This is a genomic window from Haloarchaeobius amylolyticus, assembly GCF_026616195.1.
Taxonomy (GTDB): domain Archaea; phylum Halobacteriota; class Halobacteria; order Halobacteriales; family Natrialbaceae; genus Haloarchaeobius; species Haloarchaeobius amylolyticus.
In genome coordinates this window covers 1599256-1616881 of the sequence record NZ_JANHDH010000001.1, presented here as the reverse complement: position 1 = coordinate 1616881, position 17626 = coordinate 1599256, and the positions used below count along the sequence as shown (strand labels likewise).

The window sequence follows — 17626 nt, the reverse complement described above, 5'->3', positions numbered from 1 at the left end:
ACCGGGCAGTTCACTCGCGCTGGCGTCGTGACCGCACCACGCCCTCCCCAGCCGACTCCTTCCACTCCGCGTCGCTCCGTTCCAGTCGTCCCTCGCGCGACCCCGTGCCGGGGGCTCACTGACGGTCGACATCCGGCACGGCACGCGCCACCGTGTTCGTGACGCTCCAGAAAACAGCCGGTCCTCCCCGCTCTCACCGCCCAGCGGGCCAGACGCTCTCCAGTTCCCACGCCTCGACGTCCACGTCAACCGGCCCGCCGCGGGCGCTGACCGAGACGCCGGTCGCGTCCGCTCTCGTGGGGTACACCCGGCTCGTCAGGCAGCGATGCTCGTTCGCGAAGATCTCGACGACGCTCCCGTCGACGAAGACGTGGAGGTCGACCTGCCCGTCGCCGTCGACCGGCATGTGCTGTTCGCCGGAGTCGGCGGCGGGGTCGAGACTGCTCTCGGCACGGTCGACGACGACCGACTCGCCGTCGTACCGGATGGCGGTCCGTTCCGAGAGCGCGGGCGACTCGCAGACGCCCAGTTCGAAGGTGCCGCCCGGCGTGACGTCGACCGAGAGGCGGAGTTCGGCCGCGCCCCCGTCGACGTCGAGGCAGCGATGGTCGTCGGTCGGGAGGCCGAGTTCGCGCGAGTCGGCGTGGCGCCCGCGGAGGGAGGCCACCTCGGCGGCGGGACGCTGGCGGAGACAGCCGTCCTCGCCGATGTCGAGTTCGCGGGGGAGGGACATGAGCCCGGACCAGCCGGCCTCCCACTGGGCCTCCATGCCGCGGGCCTCGGGGAGCCAGCCGAAGGTGAGTTCCCGGCCGTCGCCCGTGGTGAGCGACTGCGGGGCGTAGAAGCCGCCGTAGTCGAGCTTACCCTCGTGTTCGACGGTGAACGCGGGTTCCGAGAGGTCGGCCTCGCCGAGGAAGTACCTGACCTCGTCGTAGTTCGAGACGTGCAGGAGTTGCTTCTCGCCGAAGTCGAGCAGTTCCGGGCACTCCCAGACCGTCCCGTGGCCGTCGTCGCCGGTCAGGAGCGGGCCGACGTACTCCCACTCCCGGAGGCTCGTGCCGCGGTAGAGCAGGGCGGTGCCACCGATTTCGCTGACGCCGGAGCCGATGAGCTGGTACCAGTACCCGTCCTCGCGCCAGACGCAGTGGTCGCGGAACTCGGCCTCCCAGTCGTCGGTCGAGAGGATGTCGACGTCGGTCGGGGCCTCCTCGATGATGGGGTTGCCGCGGTGTTTCGTCCACGACCGCAGGCCGTCGTCGCTGGTGGCGAGACACGGCAACTGCACGTGGCCCTCGCCGCCCGTGTAGAGCAGGGTCGGGACGCCGTCCTCGTCGACGACCGCACAGCCCGACCAGCAGCCGTCGTGGTCCGGGCCGCCGGGTGTGGGCGCCAGCGCGACCGGTTCGTCGCGCCAGTGGACCAGGTCCTCGCTGACGGCGTGGCCCCAGTGGATGGAGCCGTGGAAGGGGCCACTCGGGTTGTACTGGTAGAAGACGTGGTACTCGCCGTCGTATTCGATGAGGCCGTTCGGGTCGTTGAGCCAGTTCGCCGGCGGCGAGAGGTGGTACGCCGGGCGGTGGTGGTCGTCGGCGAGTCGCTCGCGCAGGCGGGTGAAGCCCTCGGTCGTGGCGGGGCGTCCCGTCACGTCGGGCACGCGGTCGCTGGCCAGCGTGGCCAGCAGGTTCCGCACGAACTGCTCGTGGCGCATCGCGTCCTCGTAGTCGCCGGGGTCGCGGAAGCCGAGCGCCGAGCCGGCCCCGATGACCCGGCCGGCGCCGGGCGTCCACTCGACGAGGGTGCGGTGGCCGACGAGGTCGGCGTCGCCCCTGACCGAGCACGCCAGCACGTCGCCCGCCTCGGGAACGACGCGCTCGTACCGGGCGAACGCCTGCTCGCGGTCGGGCGCGCGGGTGAAGACCCGGCGGCCATCGAACGTCTCGAACGCCGGATGGTCGTCGTGGAGCGAGCGCCGGAGCACGCCGGCCCGGCCGGTGATGTCCTCGACGCCGGCGGCGTCGGGCGCGACGGGGTCGATGCCGAGCTGGGAGATGGCCTCCATGGCCCGCAGGCTGAGCAGGAGCCCGCCGCCGTCCTCGACGTAGGCCCGCAATCGCTCGCCGGCGACCTGTACGTCCTCGCCGTCGAGGGGGCTGTCGCGGTGCCACCAGACGGCGTCGTACGCCGCGAGGTCGACGGCACCGTCGGCGACCACGTCCAGCGAGATGCGGTCCGCCCGGGCGGCCGTCTCGGCGCACCAGTCGTAGGCGGCCCGCTGTTCGCTGGTCAGTTCGGCCACGTAGAGACACGCGACGCGAACCGGAATTCCGTCCATTGGCAGGTTTTAACTCGGCACCGAATGAAAAGCGTTGCCTATCGGGCATCGGTCGCGGGCGACCCCCGGCGCCCGCCGTCGATTCGCGAGGAACGGCTTCCTCGTCTCTCACTTCTCAGGGGTCGGGAACGAAGCACACCCGCTAAGTAATCCCGTTCCCAAGGGCCGGATATGCATTACCGCGAACTCGGCGACTCCGGTCTCGAGGTATCCGAAATCGGGTTCGGCGCGTGGGTCGTCGGCACCGACTGGTGGGGCGACCGCACAGAGGAGCAGGCCAAGGAGATGGTCCGGTACGCACTCGACCAGGGTATCAACTACTTCGACACCGGCGACGTGTACGGGCACGGCCGCAGCGAGGAGCTCATCGGCGAGGCGCTGGGCGACCGACGCGACGAGGTCGTCGTCGCGACCAAGGTCGGCTACGACTTCTACAACAACCCGCAGGCCGGCCACGGCGAACTCCCCAAGGAGATCACGCCCGAGTGGATCCGCACCGCAACCGAGCGCAGCCTCGACCGCCTCGGCTTCGACACCATCGACGTGCTCCAGCTCCACAACGCCAACGTCGACGAGGTCGACGCGGACGTGCTGGAGACCCTCGACGAGTTGAAGGAGGAAGGGCTCGTGAACGCCGTCGGCTGGGCGCTCGGCCCCTCCATCGGCTGGCTGGCCGAGGGCGACAGGGCCATCACCGAGGAGTTCGACTCCCTCCAGCTCGTCTGGAACATGCTCGAACAGGAGGTCGGCAACCACTTCCTCGAGACCATCGCGGAGACCGGCTCGAACACGAGCCTCATCCCCCGCGTCCCGCACTCCTCGGGCGTCCTGAACGAGCAGGTCACCCGCGACACCGAACTGGACGACGACGACCACCGCTCGTACCGGCCCGACGCCTGGTACGAGACGGGCTGGGACAAGCTCGACGCGGTCCGGTTCCTCGAACGCGACGGCGAGCGCACCATGTCACAGGCGAGCCTCCAGTGGCTCCTCTACCACGATTCCGTGGCGACGGTCACGCCGACGTTCCGCACCCGCGAGGACATCGACGAGTGGGCCGCCGCCAGCGACGTGCCGCCGCTCAGCGACGAGGAGTTCCAGCAGGTCCAGTCGCTCTACGCCGACGGCTTCGGCGTCGACCGCGACGACGGGATGGACGTGCTCCGGTCGTCCGTCGGCGGCGAGGACATAGAAACGGCCGGGATAGACAAGCGTGTCGCTTAAATACGAAACGACCGATTAGCTATACCCTCGGACGCACTATTTATATATGCCCTTCTCGCGAGAGCGATTTCCGTTCCCGCGAGGAGTGTGCAACGACGTTCGCCACCGACCGGGACACGGGGCAGAGTGCGCTGGTATCCGTCTCGGTCGGCGCACGACCGCGTGAGCGACCCCGGTCTCGACAGCGTGTCGAAATGCATCGGTCGCGATCGCACTCTCGTGCGACGCGGTGCACCGTCCCGGTTGCCCCGGACAACCCCCCCACACCGGGCAGCCGGGGCCATCTGCCACCGACGGGCCGCAGCCCCCCGCGGCCCCGGCAGGTGAGGGCACGAACGACCACGACCGTCCGTTACGACCGTCCGTTCCACGACCGCCCCTCCCGGGTGGGTTCGTGGCGCCCCATTCCCGACGCTCCCTTTCCCCCCATCCGATTCGGCCCCCGACGAGCAGCGGGGCTGTTCACGGCTTCTCCCCCGACAAAAGAACTGGTTCCGACCGACGCGGCCGACTACGCCAGGAAGACGTGGCGCGGGCGGTCCGCGAGCACGTCGCGGCCCCAGTCGACGGTGTCCGAGAAGGCGTCCGACCGGAAGAACGCCATCGCGTCGTCCTTGGACTCCCAGCGCGAGGCGATGAACATGTCGTCCTCGTTCTCGCGGTTCGACAGCAGGTCGGTCTGGATGTGGCCGTCCATGCCTTCGAGCACCTCGCCGACGGTCCCGAACTTCTCGACGAAGTCGTCGCGATGCTCGGGCTTGACGGTGTAGAACATCCCCATCGTGCCCCAGGTGTCGCTGTCGGCGTCGTCGCCGGCCTGCCGGACGATGCCGGGCAGGTCGGTGAGGAAGCCGCTGGCGGTGTCCGCCGCCGACTCGGTCTCCCAGACGCTCGCGATGGCCGCCGGGGCGTCGCCCTCGGCCTCGTACACCGCGGTCTTCACGTGGGAGTCGTAGTGGTCGAAGTTCTTGCGCAGTCCCTCGACCTCCTCGAACAGCTCCTCGGTGTCGGCCTCGGAGTAGAGGACGACCGCGTACACGTCCTCGCCGTGTGGCTTGCCGCCGTAGACGCCGCGGTCCTCGAGTTCCTCGCGGACGTCGGCGCCGTGGTCCGTCGGCGGGCGGCCCTCCTCGTCGCCGTGGCCGTGCTCGTGTGTCTCGCCGCTGTGCGGGTGGTCACCCTCACCGTGGCCGTGACCGCCCCCGTGGGCGTGCCCTGCGCCGCCGTGGTCGGACGCGCCGTGGGGGTGCCCCGCGGAGTCACTGTGGGGAGCCCCGTCCTCGGCCGGCACGGCCTCGCCGGCCATGAAGGCCCCGAGGTCGGCCGCCTCGAACCGGCGGCCGAAGTAGAACGTGCCGAACTCGGCGAACCGGCTGGACGAGGGGTCGAAGCGCATCTCGTACAGCAGGTCCTTGATCTCGGTCGGGTCGTCCGACCAGAGGGTGACGCCCCACTCGTGGTCGTCGAAGCCGACGCTGGAGGTGATCATCTGCTGGACCTTCCCGGCGTAATCGCGGCCGATGTCGCCGTGGCTCGCCATGTGCTCGGCGCGCTCCTCGTGGGGCAGGTCGTACCAGTTGTCCTCGGCCGTGCGACGCTTGTCCATCGGGTAGAACGAGACGTACTCCATGTCCGGGATGTCCGGGTGGAGCCGGGACCGGATGTACTGCGCGAGCCCGGAGTCCTCGTCGACCTCGCCCTCGAAGTACTCCCGGGCGCGCTCGGTGTAGCCAGACGCCTCAGTGACGGAGACGTACGAACCGGACTGCTCGGTGTACCCCGCGAACGCGGTCTGCTCGAAGCTCCGTTCGAGCCGGTCGAGGTCCGCCATCGACGGGCGCAGGTGCAGGACCATCAGGTCCGCCTTGTGGCCGACGATGGAGAAGACGGCCGTCCCGCCCGTCTCCGGGTCGTCGTGGGCGTCGAAGAACGACCGGGCGTCGGCCAGGGCGCGTTCGCGTTCGCGCTCGGGGGCGTCGCGCCACGCGTCCCAGTCGACCGTTCGGAAGTCGTGCAGTGCGTACCAGCCCTCCTCCGTCATCGGAGGTTCGCGTCGCTCCATGTCGTCGGCTTGGGAGACCGAGAGTAAGGACGTGTTGGTTCGCGTTCTCCGAGGTGCTGGCAATCGCTCGGGTGTATCGAAACCCTATTACTACCACCGGGGAAAGGCTCACGCGATGCGGAAAAGCGGCCCGCCGAAAGGACTCATCGCGTACCTCGTGCTGGAACTCCTGGAGGAGAAACCGCGGTACGGGTACGAGATACTCAAGGAGATTCGGGACATCAGCGGCGGCCACTGGGAGCCATCCTACGGCTCGGTCTACCCTATCCTCTACAAGTTCGAGGACAAGGGCTGGGCCGAGCGTATCGAGCGCGAGGACGAACCCGACCGCAAGTACTTCGAGCTGACCGACGCGGGCCGCGAGGAACTCGCCGACCGCCGGGAGGACAGCGCGACGAAGGCCCGCGAGTTCGCCGACGTCATCCTCGGTTTCTACCACGTCTACGTGGCCTTCGCGACCGACGAGCGCTTCGACGTCCCCGAGATGGAGGGCGAGTGGCGCTTCGACGACGAGTTCTCGGGCTGGATCGTCGAGCAGATGATCCGCCACCACGAGCACTACTTCGCCGACGACTTCGACCGGATCGAGGACACGCCCGAGGAGTTCTACGAGCGACACGACATCGACGAAGACGAGGACTGAAGCAGCCGGAAAACGGGCGGACTCTTCTCGCAGCCGTCAGGCCAGCAGCCGCGGCCCCAGGATGAGCACGAGGAAGCTCACCAGCATGGTGAGCCCCACGGTCGTCGTGACCAGCCGGACGCGCCGGCGGGTCGCCTGGATGGGCAGCCGGGACATGACGGCCTCGGTCGAGGTCCGCAGGATGTGCCCGCCGTCGAGCGGGAACGCGGGGATGCAGTTGAAGAAGCCGAGCTGGATGTTGATCCAGCCGGTCCAGAACAGCAGGTTCGCGAGCAGGAACAGGCCCCCACCGAGGAACCCGAGTGGCCCGGTGGCGACGAAGAAGTTGTTTATCTCGCCGGTGAAGCCCGCGAAGTTGTACGGGAGTACCCCGGTGGCCCCGGAGACCACGCCGACGACCGGCAGGATGAGCACGAACAGCATCTTGCCGAAGAACGACGAGGCGAACGCGTTCAGGCTGCTCTGGTCGCCCCCGCCGAGGATGGCGAGGTAGCGGTCGGCCGGGTAGAACTGCACGCCGAGGTCGGTCACCTCCAGCCCGGTCGTGCCGAACGAGCCGGCGAAGACGCCGAGCTGGGCGTCGCTCCCGCTGCCACCCATGGTCACGTTGTAGACCGCCCGCTGGCCGTCGTCGTAGGCGACGACCTCGACGGGCTGGCCCGGTTCGGTCGTCTCGATGGCCTCGGAGAGGTCCGACCAGGTGACGATGCGCTCGCCGGCGAACTGCGTGACGACGAGGTTCGTCTCGGGCTCGGGGCCTTCCGCGGCGAGGGCACCGTCCTCGGCGACGCGGACGTAGGCGCCGGCGACGAAGGTGGTCGTCACGTTCTCACCGTCGGCCGTGGTGGCCCGGAGTTCGACCGGGCCGGGGGTCGCGGCGACGGCCTCCCGGAACTCCGAGACGGTGTGGACGTCCGTCCCGTTCACCGAGTGGATGGTCGCGCCCGAGTCGAGGCCGGTCGGTCCGTCGACCAGCGACTGCTGCACCAGGACGGCGCGCTCGAGCGACCGGGTCTCCTCGCCGTTGACCGTTATGTCGACGGTCGTCGAGTTGCTCGCGTCGAGCAGGTCGACGAAGTGGGAGTTGTTCTGCACCGCCGTCCCGTCGACCGCGGTGACGCGGTCGCCGCCGTCCAGCCCGGCCTGTGCGGCGGGCGAGCCCTGTGCGACACCGCCGACGAGTGCCCCGTCGGCGACCGCGATGGAGCCCGCGACCGGCCCGAACAGCAGGGCGAACGCGACGATGGTGATGGCGAAGTTGTTCGTCACGCCGGCGGCGAACATCCGGGTCTGGGCGCCGCGAGACGCCTTCCGGCGGGCCTTCTCGTTCGGTTCGACGAACGCCGCGATGGGCAGGATGGCCAGCAGGCCGATACCCATCGACTCGATGTCGATGTTCTCGACCCGGCAGAGCAGGCCGTGGCCGCCCTCGTGGACGATGAGGCCGACGGCGAGCCCGAACAGTATCTCCGGCGCCACCGACAGCGGCAGGAAGTCGTTCACCCCGGGGATGACCAGCACGTTCTTCGGCTGGTTCACCGCGGTCGGCGGCGGCGGGTTCTGGATGGTCGAGAGCGCGGCATCCAGCAGGAAGACGAACGCCCCGAACATCACGACGAGTGCGATACCCACACCGACGTTCGCCCAGGCCCGCCAGAAGCGCCGCGGCCCGGCGGCCCAGTCGAGGAAGTCCCGCCCACGCTTCGTATGGACCAGGAGAATCGGTCCCTGCGTGGAGACGTACGAGGGAAGGAACCCCGCTCGCTTGACCGCCAGCACGGCCATCCAGTAGACGGCGAAGCCGGCGAACACCAACTGCAGAGTGGAGACCATTACCGATGACTCGGGCAGGGACGGGCAAAGGAGTTTGGTTTAGGGGAGGGTACGTGGTGTTCTCGTGGGTGGTTTCGGCGGTGGTGGGAAGTGGGCTGTGTGGCTCGGTAGTCTGTGGCGGCGAGCAAGTGACTCGCGCCGATGGAGATGGAGACTGCACCACGGCCTCCCCGGCCGACTGCGGTCCTCGCTACGCTGCGGTCCTCATCCCTCGCGTGACGCCGGCTCGCGGCCTCGTTTCACTCGACCCGCTCGCCAGCACGCGCCGGGGTGTACTTTCAGGTATCGACGGCAGCAGCAGGATTTTCAGGCATCGGCGCCAGCAGCGGGACAGACACCAGGCGCGTGCGGTCGGTGGTCCGAACGAAGTGAGGCCACCGGTGATACCGCGCGAGGGATGCGGAACGGACCGGAGCGTAGCGGAGGGAGTACCGCAATCGGCTGGGGAGGGTGTGGTGCGGTCACGACGCCAGCGATAGTCGTCTCCACGTCGCCACCAGTAGCCCACGTCGCCAGCTACGGTCACGTCGCCAGCTACGGTCACGTCACCAGCTACGGTCACGTCACCGACACGGCCAACCGCCAGAAACGCGAACCGAAGAGAAACCGCAGAAACAGTCAGAACCCGAAACTCAGGCCTCTCGCCGCAGCCGCTTCACGACGAACTCGCGCTCAAGCTTCGACAGGAACGGCCCGAGTTGCGGGCCCTGGTCCTGCCCGAAGAAGAGCTGGTAGCCGGCCCCGAAGAACGAGCCCATGTCGAGGTCGCGACGCTTGGCGGACTCGTAGATCTCACCCTGTATCGCCTCGCCGTCGTGGCCTTCTTCGACGAAGTCGGCGAGCTGGTCGAGGGCGGCCGCGGTCTCCTCGTCGAAGTCCACGTCGGGCAGCTCCTCGAGCACGGTGTAGTTGTACTCGTTGTCGGTGCGCTCGGCCCAGTTGGCGGCGCGCTCGACGCGCTCGAAGGCGGCCTCGATGGTCGCGTCGTCGGCGTCCCCGGGGATGTGGCCCTGCTTCTTCGCGTGGTCGATGCGGGTCTGCTCGTCGGGGAACATCGAGAGGACCGCCGCGAAGGTGTACGGGAGGCGGACCCGGTCCTCGTCGACGTCCTCGACGACGAAGGGGTAGACGCGTTCGGCCTTCGCGACCTCGTCCTCGGTGCCCTCGACCTCGCCGAAGTAGAGCTGCTCGAAGCGGTCGAACTCGTCGACGAGCTGGTCGAGGCGCTCGATGGAGAAGTCACGCGCTTTCTTCGGGTCCTTCGCGAAGAAGTACCGGACGACCTCGGGTTCGAGGAGTTCGAGCACCTCGCTGACGAGGATGATGTTGCCCTCCGAGGAGGAGAAGGGCTTCCCGTCGAGGGTGAACCACTCGTACACCATCGGGACCGGGGGCTGGATGCCGAGGACGTTCCGGGCGATGTCGTCGCCGGAGGGCCACGAGCCCTCGGCGTGGTCCTTGCCGAAGGGCTCGAAGTCAACACCGAGCACCTGCCACTGGGCGGGCCACTCGAAGCGCCAGGGAAGCTTGCCCTCGCGGAAGGTGGCGGTGCCCTCGTGGCCACAGCCGGAGATGGTGTTGTCGCCGGCCTCCATGTCGGTGCAGACGTAGTCGACGGTGCCGGCCTCGGTGTCGATGGCGGTCACCGTCTCGGTTATCTTCCCGCACTCCGCACAGATTGGGTTGAAGGGGACGTAGTCCTCGTCGACCTTGTCCTGGTAGTGCGAGAGGACCTCGCGGGCCTCGTCGGCGTGCTCCAGGACGAATTCGACCACGTCGTCGAACCGACCGTCCTCGTACATCGCGGTGTTGGACTCGATGTCGAACTCCACGTCGAGCAGTTCCGCGCTGCGGGTGATGAGGTTCGAGAAGTGCGCGCCGTAGGAGTCACAGCAGCCGAACGGGTCCGGGATGTCGGTGTAGGGATGCCCGAGGTTCCGCCCGAGGGCGCCGGCGTTCACGTCGCCGAGGTCGACGATGTCGCCGTCGAGGTTCGCGAGCTTCCGGGGGAGCTTGCGCAGGGGGTCGCGGTCGTCGGCGGTGAACACCTGCCGGACCTCGTGGCCGCGCTCGCGGAGCACCTCGGCCACGAAGTAGCCGCGCATGATCTCGTTGACGTTGCCGAGGTGCGGGACACCCGAGGGCGAGATGCCGCCCTTGATGATGATCGGCTCGTCGGGCTCGCGGTCCTCGACGACGTCGGCGATGCGGTCCGCCCAGAAGACGTGGCGGGCCGACTCGCCGTCTCGCTCGTCGTCGCCCGAGAGGGTGTACGGACTGGTGCCGTCGTCCGCGCGGCTCACCGGTCGCTCACCTCGAATCCTGTCGGTCGGCGCCGTGGCCGAACGCGTATCGGTCGCATGGAAGAGCGTACCGCTGTCGCGCTCTTAAGGGTTGTCAAGCAGTGGAAACGGGTCGCAGGGAGGGTGGCGGGCGCGTTCCGGCCGGGTCACTCCGCCCAGTAGGTGAGTTCGTCGCCGGTGCCCGCGGGGATGATGTCGGTGCCCTCGTGCTTGCCGTGACGGACGGCCTCCAGCACGCGGGTCGGATCGTTCCCGTCGAGGACGATGGTGCGCATGCCCGAGCGCTGGATGATCTTCGCGGCGAGGAGGTCGACCGGGGCCGACGAACCGGCGTTCATCTCGAGGCCGGCGATGACCTCGACGAGTTCCTCGGCGGAGAGCTGGTCGTACTTCTCGGCGTCCTCGTCCTCGTTCGGGTCGGCCGAGAAGACGCCGGGGACGGAGGTGGCGTACACCAGCAGGTCCGCGCCGACGTACTCCGCGACCGCGGCGCCGACGGCGTCGGTCGTCTGGGCCGGGGCGACGCCGCCCATGACGCAGACGTCGCCGTTGCGCATGACCTCGCCGGCCTCCTCGTAGTTCTTCGCGGGCGCGGTGACGACGTTCTCGCCGAGTGCCGCGATGAGCAGGCGGGCGTTCAGCCGCGTCACGTCGATGCCGAGCTGGTCGAGCTCGATCTCGTTGGCACCCAGCTCGCGTGCGGTCCCGATGTAGTCCCGGGCGACGCCGCCGCCGCCGACGACGGCTGCCACCTGGCACCCGTCGCTGACGAGTTCGTTGATGACGTCGGCGAACGCCGAGACGCGGTCCGCGTCGAGTTCCGGCGCGAGGACGCTCCCGCCGACGGAGACGACTACCTTCATTGTCGCCGTGTAGCCCACTGCATCTCTTAAGGATTGCCAAGTCGCGAGCCGGTCGGCCGGGACACGGTCGGCCGGCGCACGGAGACCCTACCGCACGCCGGCGGCGAGGTGGCGTGTCATGATATCGCACTGATTTCCGTGCCGACACCTCGTCACGGGGCGGGAACCGCCTGCCGGTAGGCTCAGACTGTTACCTGCACAAACGCCGATAACCGGCGACTCGACCGTTCGAAACGCCTGTTTCCGGGTGAACCAACCGTCCCCCTTTTATGACAACGTCGCGTATACTAGGCCATGCTCGGAGCGCTCATCGCGATACTCGTCGGCGTCGGCTGCTGTGCCGTCCTCGGGTACGCGGTGGGGCGCTACCGCACGGGCGCGCTCTCGACGACGGACCTGCGGCGGGTCACCGGACCGACCTTCGGGTCGCTCGCGCTGGTCGTCCTCGCGTTCGGCGAGGAGGCCGGCCAGCCGACGTTCGGTCGTGCGGGTGGCATCCTCCTGCTCTTCCTGACGCTCGTCGTGGCCAAGGACTCGCTCTTCGAGGGGGTCCGCTGGCTGTTCCGGCTCCCGCCCGAACCCTGATTCTCTCCCGTCGCGGCGACACCTACAAGCGCGTCCCGGCGCTTCGAACGGATATGTACGTACTGGGTGTCGTCGGTCCGTCGGACTCGGGCAAGACGACGCTGGTCGGCCGACTGGTGGCACAGCTCGGTGAGCGTGGGCGCGTCGCGACGGTGAAACACTGCACCGTCGATCCGGACATCGACACCGAGGGCCGGGACACGGCCCGACATCGCGAGGCCGGGGCGGACGTGACCTACGGTATCGCCGAGGGGTCGTGGTTCGCGACCGGCGACGACCGGACGCTGGACGAGACGCTGGCGGACCTCGCGCCCGACTACGACATCTGTGTGCTGGAGGGCTACCACTGGGCGGACGTCCCGCAGGTCGTCCTCGGCGGCCGCGAGCACGCCGGCGAGGCGCTTGCGACCGGCGAGACCGCGGCCGACGTGGACGTCGAGGCGGTCTGTGACGCGCTGTTCGAGACGGACCCCTACGAGTGCCTCGACTCGCTGGTGGCACGCGCGAAACGGTCTCCCGAGGCCCCGAAGGCCGGCGCCATCGCGACCTTCACGGGCCGGGTTCGGGCGAAGGACCACGACGAGGACGCCGTCACCGAGTCCCTGGAGTTCGAGAAGTACGAGGGCGTGGCCGAGGAGCGCATGGCGGCCCTCGGCGCCGAACTGGAGGAGCGCGAGGGAGTCCACGAGGTGCTCATGCACCACCGGACCGGCGTCATCGAGTACGGCGAGGACATCGTCTTCGTGGTCGTCCTCGCCGGCCACCGCGAGGAGGCCTTCCGGACCGTCGAGGACGGCATCAACAGGCTCAAGGACGAGGTCCCGATATTCAAGAAGGAAGTGACGACCGACGAGGAGTTCTGGGTCCACGAGCGCAGTTGAGCCGGCGCGCGCGGCGGCAACCACCGCCAGAAACCGGCAATGGGTGCCGGTTGCTGTCGCTCAAAGCGAACGAACGCCGGCCGATTCCGGAAGCGGCTTCGAAGCGTTAGCGGCTATTGTAAAACGTCTAAGCGTCTCTCGTGCCTTCGTTAAAGGTAATAAAACGAATACAATGGGGCGAAACGCGTCGATTTGACTCGAAACGACCCGAAGCATCTCCCCTTTATAACATCTCCCGGGAGATAGGATTGGTCGAGGCGAAACAGAATGAGCGCCACTCAGAACCCCTCCACTGACAGCGAGCCCGTGAGCAAAGAGACACGTCTTGCCGACTACCTGCGCGAGAAGGCGAACGACGGCGAGATGTACTTCAAGTCGAAGTTCATCGCGGACGACGTCGGCCTCTCCCCGAAGGAGATCGGCGCACTCATGGTCAAGCTCAGAGACTCTGCCACGGACCTCGAGATCGAGAAGTGGTCGTACACGAGTGCGACCACGTGGCGCGTCGCACAGGCCTGACCCCGCGACCGGCCTCCCACACCACCGGTCGCGACGGTCCCCGTGCCTCGCACCTCGAGTCGTCCTGAACCACCCCGTCCCCGCATCGCCCGCAGACCGCTCCCGCACCGCCCGCGACCGCCCCACCACGGTCGCGAACCACTGTCACCCCACTCCCGCCACCGCCGCAGGGCACCCACACCCCTGCGAGCACACACTCCCGCTGGGCCCGTGTCGCCCTGACGCGGCCCCAGTTCCTCGCGTTCACCAGCCGGTGAGCGACAGCTACGCTACCGCGCTTCGGCCCACCACCACCGCGGTCTTTCCCCTGGCGGCCGACCACAGAATCGGCTCTGTTCTCCCGGTTTCGTCCGACGCTCCCGCATCGTCCCGTCACTCCCGGCGTGCGGGCGTCACCCCAACCTGACGGCGCCGTGGGTTTTTACGGCCCCGAGCCGTATTCCCGGTAGATGTCTGCCAGCGACCTGTCGCCAGACGCCGGCCCACCCCTCGCCGCGTTCGACGACGAGTTCTACGTCGAGGAGGTGCAACGCGACGGCGACACGCTGTACTACTACGGGATGCCACTCCGGCAGCCCGACGTGGTCATGCAGAACGTCTGGCAGGCCTTCCGCGACGCCGGGTACGAGCCACAGCTCACCACCCGGGGCGGCCGGTACGTCATCGTGGCCGAGCCCGCCGGGGCCAGCATCGACGGGATTCCCTGGAAGAACGTCCTGCTGTTCCTCGCGACCGTGGTCTCCACCCTGTTCGTGGGTGCGCAGTGGTTCTTCATCGACCCCTTCGCGAACCCCTGGGAGGCCGTGACGACCGCGTGGCCGTTCTCCGCGGCCATCCTGGTCGTCCTCGGCACGCACGAACTCGGCCACTACGTCATGAGCCGCTACCACGACGTGGACGCCTCGTTACCCTATTTCATCCCGTTCCCGACGCTCATCGGCACCATGGGAGCCGTCATCCGCATGCGCGGGCGCATGCCCGACCGCAAGGCGCTGTTCGACATCGGCGCGGCCGGCCCACTGGCCGGGCTGGTCGCGACCGTCGCCGTCACCGTGGTCGGCCTGTACCTCCCGCCGGTCCAGGCGCCACCGGGGTTCGACCCCGGGCCGAACGCGGTGACCATCCAGCTGGCGTTCCCGCCACTCATCCGCATCCTCGCGGGAGTGACGGGCCAGCCGCTGACCTACACCGACCCGACGGTGAACATCCACCCGGTCGTCATCGGCGGCTGGGCGGGCTGTTTCGTCACGCTGCTCAACCTCATCCCGGTCGGCCAGCTCGACGGCGGGCACATCATGCGCGCCATGTTCGGCGAGCGCCAGGAGGCGGTCGCGACGGTCGTGCCGGTCGTGCTGTTCGCCCTCGCCGGCTTCCTGCACTTCGTCGAGCACTACTCGCTCAACAACGTCTTCATCTGGATCTTCTGGGGCGGGCTCGCGGCGTTCGTGGCGGCCGCGGGGTCGGCCCGGCCGGTGAGCGAGGAGGAGGACCTCGACGTGCGCCGGAAGGCACTCGGCGTGCTGACGTTCGCGCTGGGTATCCTCTGCTTCATGCCGGTGCCCGTCGCTATCGTCGGGTAGATCGGCTGTTTTCGGGCGGTTTCGAGGGGTGTCCCTTGAGTCCCGTGACTGTGGCCTGATAGCTGGATTCTGCTCCGCACAGCACCGCGACCGCACCACAGCCTCCCCAGCCGACTGGGCGCTTCCTTCCGCTTCGCTCCAGTCCAGTGCTCGCCCCTCGCGCGACGTGGGTTCGCGGCTTCGCTGGCGCTCCGCACGCTCGCCAGCGCACGCCAGTCGGGAATCCAGCTATCGTCGAGAAGCGGGGATATCGTCGAGAAGGGAGCGCACTCACTCCCCGTGCGTGAATCCACGGTCGGGGAGCGCCGCGCCGTCCATCGTGATCTCCTCGTCGGCGTCGGTGACCCGCCCGATGACCGAGATGGGCGTCGGCGAGGCCTCACGGGCGGGTTCGAGGGCGTCCTCGGGGAGCGTGAACACGAGTTCGAAGTCCTCGCCGAAGAAGCAGGAGAGTTCGCGCTCGTCCGTCTCGTCCTCGGCTACCTCGCGGACCACGTCGGCGACCGGCACGTCGGCGTAGTCGACGGCGAACCCGCAGTCGCTGGCCTCGGCGAGCTGGTGGAGCGAGCGCGCCAGGCCGTCCGAGGAGTCCATCATCGCGGTCGCGTGCGGGGTGAGGGCGCGCCCGGCGGCGACCCGGGGTTCGAACCGGAACAGGTCGTTGGCGCGGTCGGTCGCGCCCTGCTCGAACAGCCGGAGGGCGGCCGCAGAGCGCCCCATCGTCCCGGTGACACAGACCAGGTCGCCGGGGGTCGCGCCGTCGCGGGGGACCGGATCGTCTGTCGTCCCCAGGGCCGTGGTGGCGACGGTGAACTCCGAGTGCGAGTCGAGGTCGCCGCCGACGTACTCGGCGCCGACGACCTCGCAGACCTCGCGGGCGCCCCGGACGAAGTCCAGCAGGTCGGCCTCCGCGAACTCGGGGGCGGCGTACACCGCGACCGCGGCGGTCGCCTCGGCGCCCATGGCCGCCACGTCCGAGAGGGAGGCGCCGACGGCGCGCCAGCCGGCTGTGTACCGGGTGGTCCCGGCCGGGAAGTCCGTCCGCTCGTGGAGCATGTCGGTCGTGACGACCTGCCCGTCCACGACGGCCGCGTCGTCGCCGGCGCGGCCGACGACGCCACCGAGCAGGTCCAGGGCGGCCCGTTCGTCCATGTCGTTGCCGTTTCGCCCGGGTGCCAAAAAACGGACCGGTCCCGGGCGCGCGGGACCGGCCCACACCTGTACGGAGTCGGTGGGTTCAAGCGCCCCACGGTCGACGGGAGTCGCATGGCCGGAGACTGGGACGTTCGCCCCATCGTGGCCGGGTTCGTCGGGGCGCTGGTCGTACTGGCCGTGTTGCTGTGGTTCGTCGGCGTCGAGGCCGTCGTCGCCCAGCTCACGGCCGCCGACCCGACGGTCTACGCGTTCGTCTTCCTCGCCGCCCTCGGCTGGCTGCTCGCCTGGGGGCTCGCGCTCCGGTCGGTCCTGCGCATCCTCGGCATCGAGTTCTCGGTCCGGGACGCCTTCCTCGTCTATGCGGCGGCGACGTTCGCCAACAACGTCACGCCGTTCGGGCAGGCCGGTGGCGAGCCCTTCAGCGCCCTGCTCATCTCGCGGGTCGCCGACAGCGAGTACGAGACGGGACTCGCGGCCATCGCGAGCGTCGACGCCATCAACTTCGTCCCCTCGGTCGGGTTCGCGCTGATGGCCCTCGGCTACTACGCCGTGACGGTCACCCTGACCGACCGGCTCGCGAACGCCGCGGTCGTGGTCGTCCTGCTGACGGTCGTGCTCGCCGTCGCCGCCTATCTCGCCTGGCAGCACCGCTACCGGGTCGAGGAGGCCGTCGTCCGCGTCGTCTCGCCGCTGGTCTGTCGCGTCGGTCGGGTCGTCCCCCGGGTGAACCCGCCGGGGCCGGCGGCCATCCGGGGCCGCATCGAGGGGTTCTTCGCCACCATCGAGCGCGTCGCCAGCGACCGGCTCTCGCTGCTCGCGACCCTCTCGTACTCCGCGTTCGGCTGGCTCATGCTCGTGGTCTGCCTGTGGCTCTCGCTGTACGCCCTCGGGTTCCGGGGCCCGGACCTGTTCGTGGCGGCGATGCTCGCGGTCCCCCTCGGGAGCGTGGCGAGCGTCACCCCGCTTCCCGGCGGCCTCGGCGGCATCGAGACGGTCCTGCTGATGGTGCTGCCGACCGTCACGGGCATCGAAGCCGCCTCCGTTAGTGCCGCCATCCTGCTCCACCGCCTCGCGACCTACTGGTTCCCGGTGTTCGTCGGGGGGAGCGCCATGGCGGCACTGGGGGCGTCCGAGCAGGCCTAAGACGATGGTCTTTTAACCCGCGCGAGGGAACCAAGTTGCAATGACAACGATGTACGACGTGCCGGCGGACGCCCTCATCGAGGCGCTCGCCGAGGACCTCGAGGACCGACTCGAAGAGCCCGAATGGATGCAGTTCACGAAGACCGGCGTGAACAAGGAGCTCCCGCCGGAGCAGGAGAACTTCTGGGCCATCCGCGCCGCCTCGCTCCTCCGCAAGGTCGCCGACAGCGGCCCCGTCGGCGTCGAGCGCCTCGCAACCGAGTACGGCGGTGGCAAGGGCGGTTCCAACCGCTACCGCGTCGCCACGACGAAGCGCTCCTCCGGCTCGAAGAAGGTCATCCGCACCCTGCTCCAGCAGCTCGAGGACGAGGATCTCGTCCAGACCCAGAAGGGCGCCGGCCGCAGCGTCACCGACGAGGGTCGCAGCCTCCTCGACAACACGGCCGACGAGGTCATGCAGGACCTCGACCGCCCCGAACTCGAACGCTACGCGTAAGCGCTGA

At 68.9% G+C, this 17626-nt stretch carries 14 protein-coding genes; 8 read left to right on the top strand and 6 right to left on the bottom strand.

Going from position 1 to position 17626, the window contains the following annotated elements:
- Positions 1-193: 193 nt before the first annotated feature.
- Positions 194-2332 carry a GH32 C-terminal domain-containing protein gene (locus NOV86_RS08360; RefSeq protein WP_267640886.1) on the bottom strand — a complete coding sequence of 713 codons (2139 nt, stop codon included), beginning with the start codon at positions 2330-2332 and terminating at the stop codon, positions 194-196.
- A gap of 171 nt (positions 2333-2503) precedes the next feature.
- Here NOV86_RS08360 and NOV86_RS08355 point away from each other — a divergent pair, with 171 nt between their 5' ends.
- Complete coding sequence (locus NOV86_RS08355; protein WP_267640885.1) at positions 2504-3556, top strand: aldo/keto reductase; 1053 nt, start codon at positions 2504-2506, stop codon at positions 3554-3556.
- A 511-nt stretch (positions 3557-4067) separates the two neighbouring features.
- On the opposite strand, the gene NOV86_RS08350 is transcribed toward NOV86_RS08355, so the two are convergent.
- Complete coding sequence (locus NOV86_RS08350; RefSeq protein WP_267640884.1) at positions 4068-5618, bottom strand: heme-binding protein; 1551 nt, start codon at positions 5616-5618, stop codon at positions 4068-4070.
- Positions 5619-5733: 115 nt separating this feature from the next.
- On the opposite strand from NOV86_RS08350, the gene NOV86_RS08345 reads away from it, so the two are divergent.
- On the top strand, positions 5734-6261 hold the full coding sequence (locus tag NOV86_RS08345; protein WP_267640883.1) for a PadR family transcriptional regulator: 528 nt from the start codon (positions 5734-5736) through the stop codon (positions 6259-6261).
- A gap of 36 nt (positions 6262-6297) precedes the next feature.
- Here the strand turns inward: NOV86_RS08345 and NOV86_RS08340 are convergent, their stop codons facing one another.
- The 3 genes from NOV86_RS08340 to pyrH all read right to left on the bottom strand — a co-directional run bounded on the left by NOV86_RS08340 (position 6298) and on the right by pyrH (position 11260).
- Positions 6298-8094: a site-2 protease family protein gene (locus NOV86_RS08340; RefSeq protein WP_267640882.1), complete on the bottom strand. Its 1797-nt coding sequence runs from the start codon at positions 8092-8094 to the stop codon at positions 6298-6300.
- A 632-nt stretch (positions 8095-8726) separates the two neighbouring features.
- Positions 8727-10397 (bottom strand): lysine--tRNA ligase, encoded by a 1671-nt coding sequence (lysS, locus tag NOV86_RS08335; protein ID WP_267640881.1) that lies wholly within the window; start codon positions 10395-10397, stop codon positions 8727-8729.
- Between the two features lie 146 nt (positions 10398-10543).
- Positions 10544-11260, bottom strand: coding sequence for a UMP kinase (pyrH, locus tag NOV86_RS08330; RefSeq protein WP_267640880.1), 717 nt, complete (start codon positions 11258-11260; stop codon positions 10544-10546).
- 294 nt (positions 11261-11554) lie between these two features.
- Between pyrH and NOV86_RS08325 the strand changes: the two genes are divergently transcribed.
- From NOV86_RS08325 to NOV86_RS08310, 4 genes are all read left to right on the top strand, one after another.
- On the top strand, positions 11555-11845 hold the full coding sequence (locus NOV86_RS08325; RefSeq protein ID WP_267640879.1) for a hypothetical protein: 291 nt from the start codon (positions 11555-11557) through the stop codon (positions 11843-11845).
- Positions 11846-11898: 53 nt separating this feature from the next.
- A complete protein-coding gene (locus tag NOV86_RS08320) occupies positions 11899-12726 on the top strand; it encodes a molybdopterin synthase (RefSeq protein ID WP_267640878.1) in 828 nt (275 codons plus the stop codon).
- A gap of 267 nt (positions 12727-12993) precedes the next feature.
- Positions 12994-13245 carry a DUF7123 family protein gene (locus NOV86_RS08315; protein ID WP_267640877.1) on the top strand — a complete coding sequence of 84 codons (252 nt, stop codon included), beginning with the start codon at positions 12994-12996 and terminating at the stop codon, positions 13243-13245.
- Between the two features lie 449 nt (positions 13246-13694).
- Positions 13695-14825, top strand: coding sequence for a site-2 protease family protein (locus NOV86_RS08310; RefSeq protein ID WP_267640876.1), 1131 nt, complete (start codon positions 13695-13697; stop codon positions 14823-14825).
- A gap of 270 nt (positions 14826-15095) precedes the next feature.
- On the opposite strand, the gene thiL is transcribed toward NOV86_RS08310, so the two are convergent.
- Complete coding sequence (gene thiL, locus NOV86_RS08305; protein ID WP_267640875.1) at positions 15096-15977, bottom strand: thiamine-phosphate kinase; 882 nt, start codon at positions 15975-15977, stop codon at positions 15096-15098.
- 114 nt (positions 15978-16091) lie between these two features.
- Here thiL and NOV86_RS08300 point away from each other — a divergent pair, with 114 nt between their 5' ends.
- Together NOV86_RS08300 and NOV86_RS08295 are read left to right on the top strand one after the other, a co-directional pair.
- A complete protein-coding gene (locus tag NOV86_RS08300; protein ID WP_267640874.1) occupies positions 16092-17123 on the top strand; it encodes a lysylphosphatidylglycerol synthase transmembrane domain-containing protein in 1032 nt (343 codons plus the stop codon).
- Between the two features lie 40 nt (positions 17124-17163).
- A complete protein-coding gene (locus tag NOV86_RS08295) occupies positions 17164-17619 on the top strand; it encodes a 30S ribosomal protein S19e (RefSeq protein ID WP_267640873.1) in 456 nt (151 codons plus the stop codon).
- Positions 17620-17626 lie beyond the last annotated feature (7 nt).

Coding starts and splice junctions, on each gene's coding strand:
- NOV86_RS08320 (WP_267640878.1), top strand. CDS start 11,899: ATGTACGTACTGGGTGTCGTCGGTCCGTCGGACTCGGGCAAGACGACG.
- NOV86_RS08345 (WP_267640883.1), top strand. CDS start 5,734: ATGCGGAAAAGCGGCCCGCCGAAAGGACTCATCGCGTACCTCGTGCTG.
- NOV86_RS08300 (WP_267640874.1), top strand. CDS start 16,092: ATGGCCGGAGACTGGGACGTTCGCCCCATCGTGGCCGGGTTCGTCGGG.
- pyrH (WP_267640880.1), bottom strand. CDS start 11,260: ATGAAGGTAGTCGTCTCCGTCGGCGGGAGCGTCCTCGCGCCGGAACTC.
- NOV86_RS08340 (WP_267640882.1), bottom strand. CDS start 8,094: ATGGTCTCCACTCTGCAGTTGGTGTTCGCCGGCTTCGCCGTCTACTGG.
- NOV86_RS08350 (WP_267640884.1), bottom strand. CDS start 5,618: ATGGAGCGACGCGAACCTCCGATGACGGAGGAGGGCTGGTACGCACTG.
- NOV86_RS08315 (WP_267640877.1), top strand. CDS start 12,994: ATGAGCGCCACTCAGAACCCCTCCACTGACAGCGAGCCCGTGAGCAAA.
- NOV86_RS08355 (WP_267640885.1), top strand. CDS start 2,504: ATGCATTACCGCGAACTCGGCGACTCCGGTCTCGAGGTATCCGAAATC.
- NOV86_RS08360 (WP_267640886.1), bottom strand. CDS start 2,332: ATGGACGGAATTCCGGTTCGCGTCGCGTGTCTCTACGTGGCCGAACTG.
- thiL (WP_267640875.1), bottom strand. CDS start 15,977: ATGGACGAACGGGCCGCCCTGGACCTGCTCGGTGGCGTCGTCGGCCGC.
- NOV86_RS08295 (WP_267640873.1), top strand. CDS start 17,164: ATGACAACGATGTACGACGTGCCGGCGGACGCCCTCATCGAGGCGCTC.
- NOV86_RS08310 (WP_267640876.1), top strand. CDS start 13,695: ATGTCTGCCAGCGACCTGTCGCCAGACGCCGGCCCACCCCTCGCCGCG.
- NOV86_RS08325 (WP_267640879.1), top strand. CDS start 11,555: ATGCTCGGAGCGCTCATCGCGATACTCGTCGGCGTCGGCTGCTGTGCC.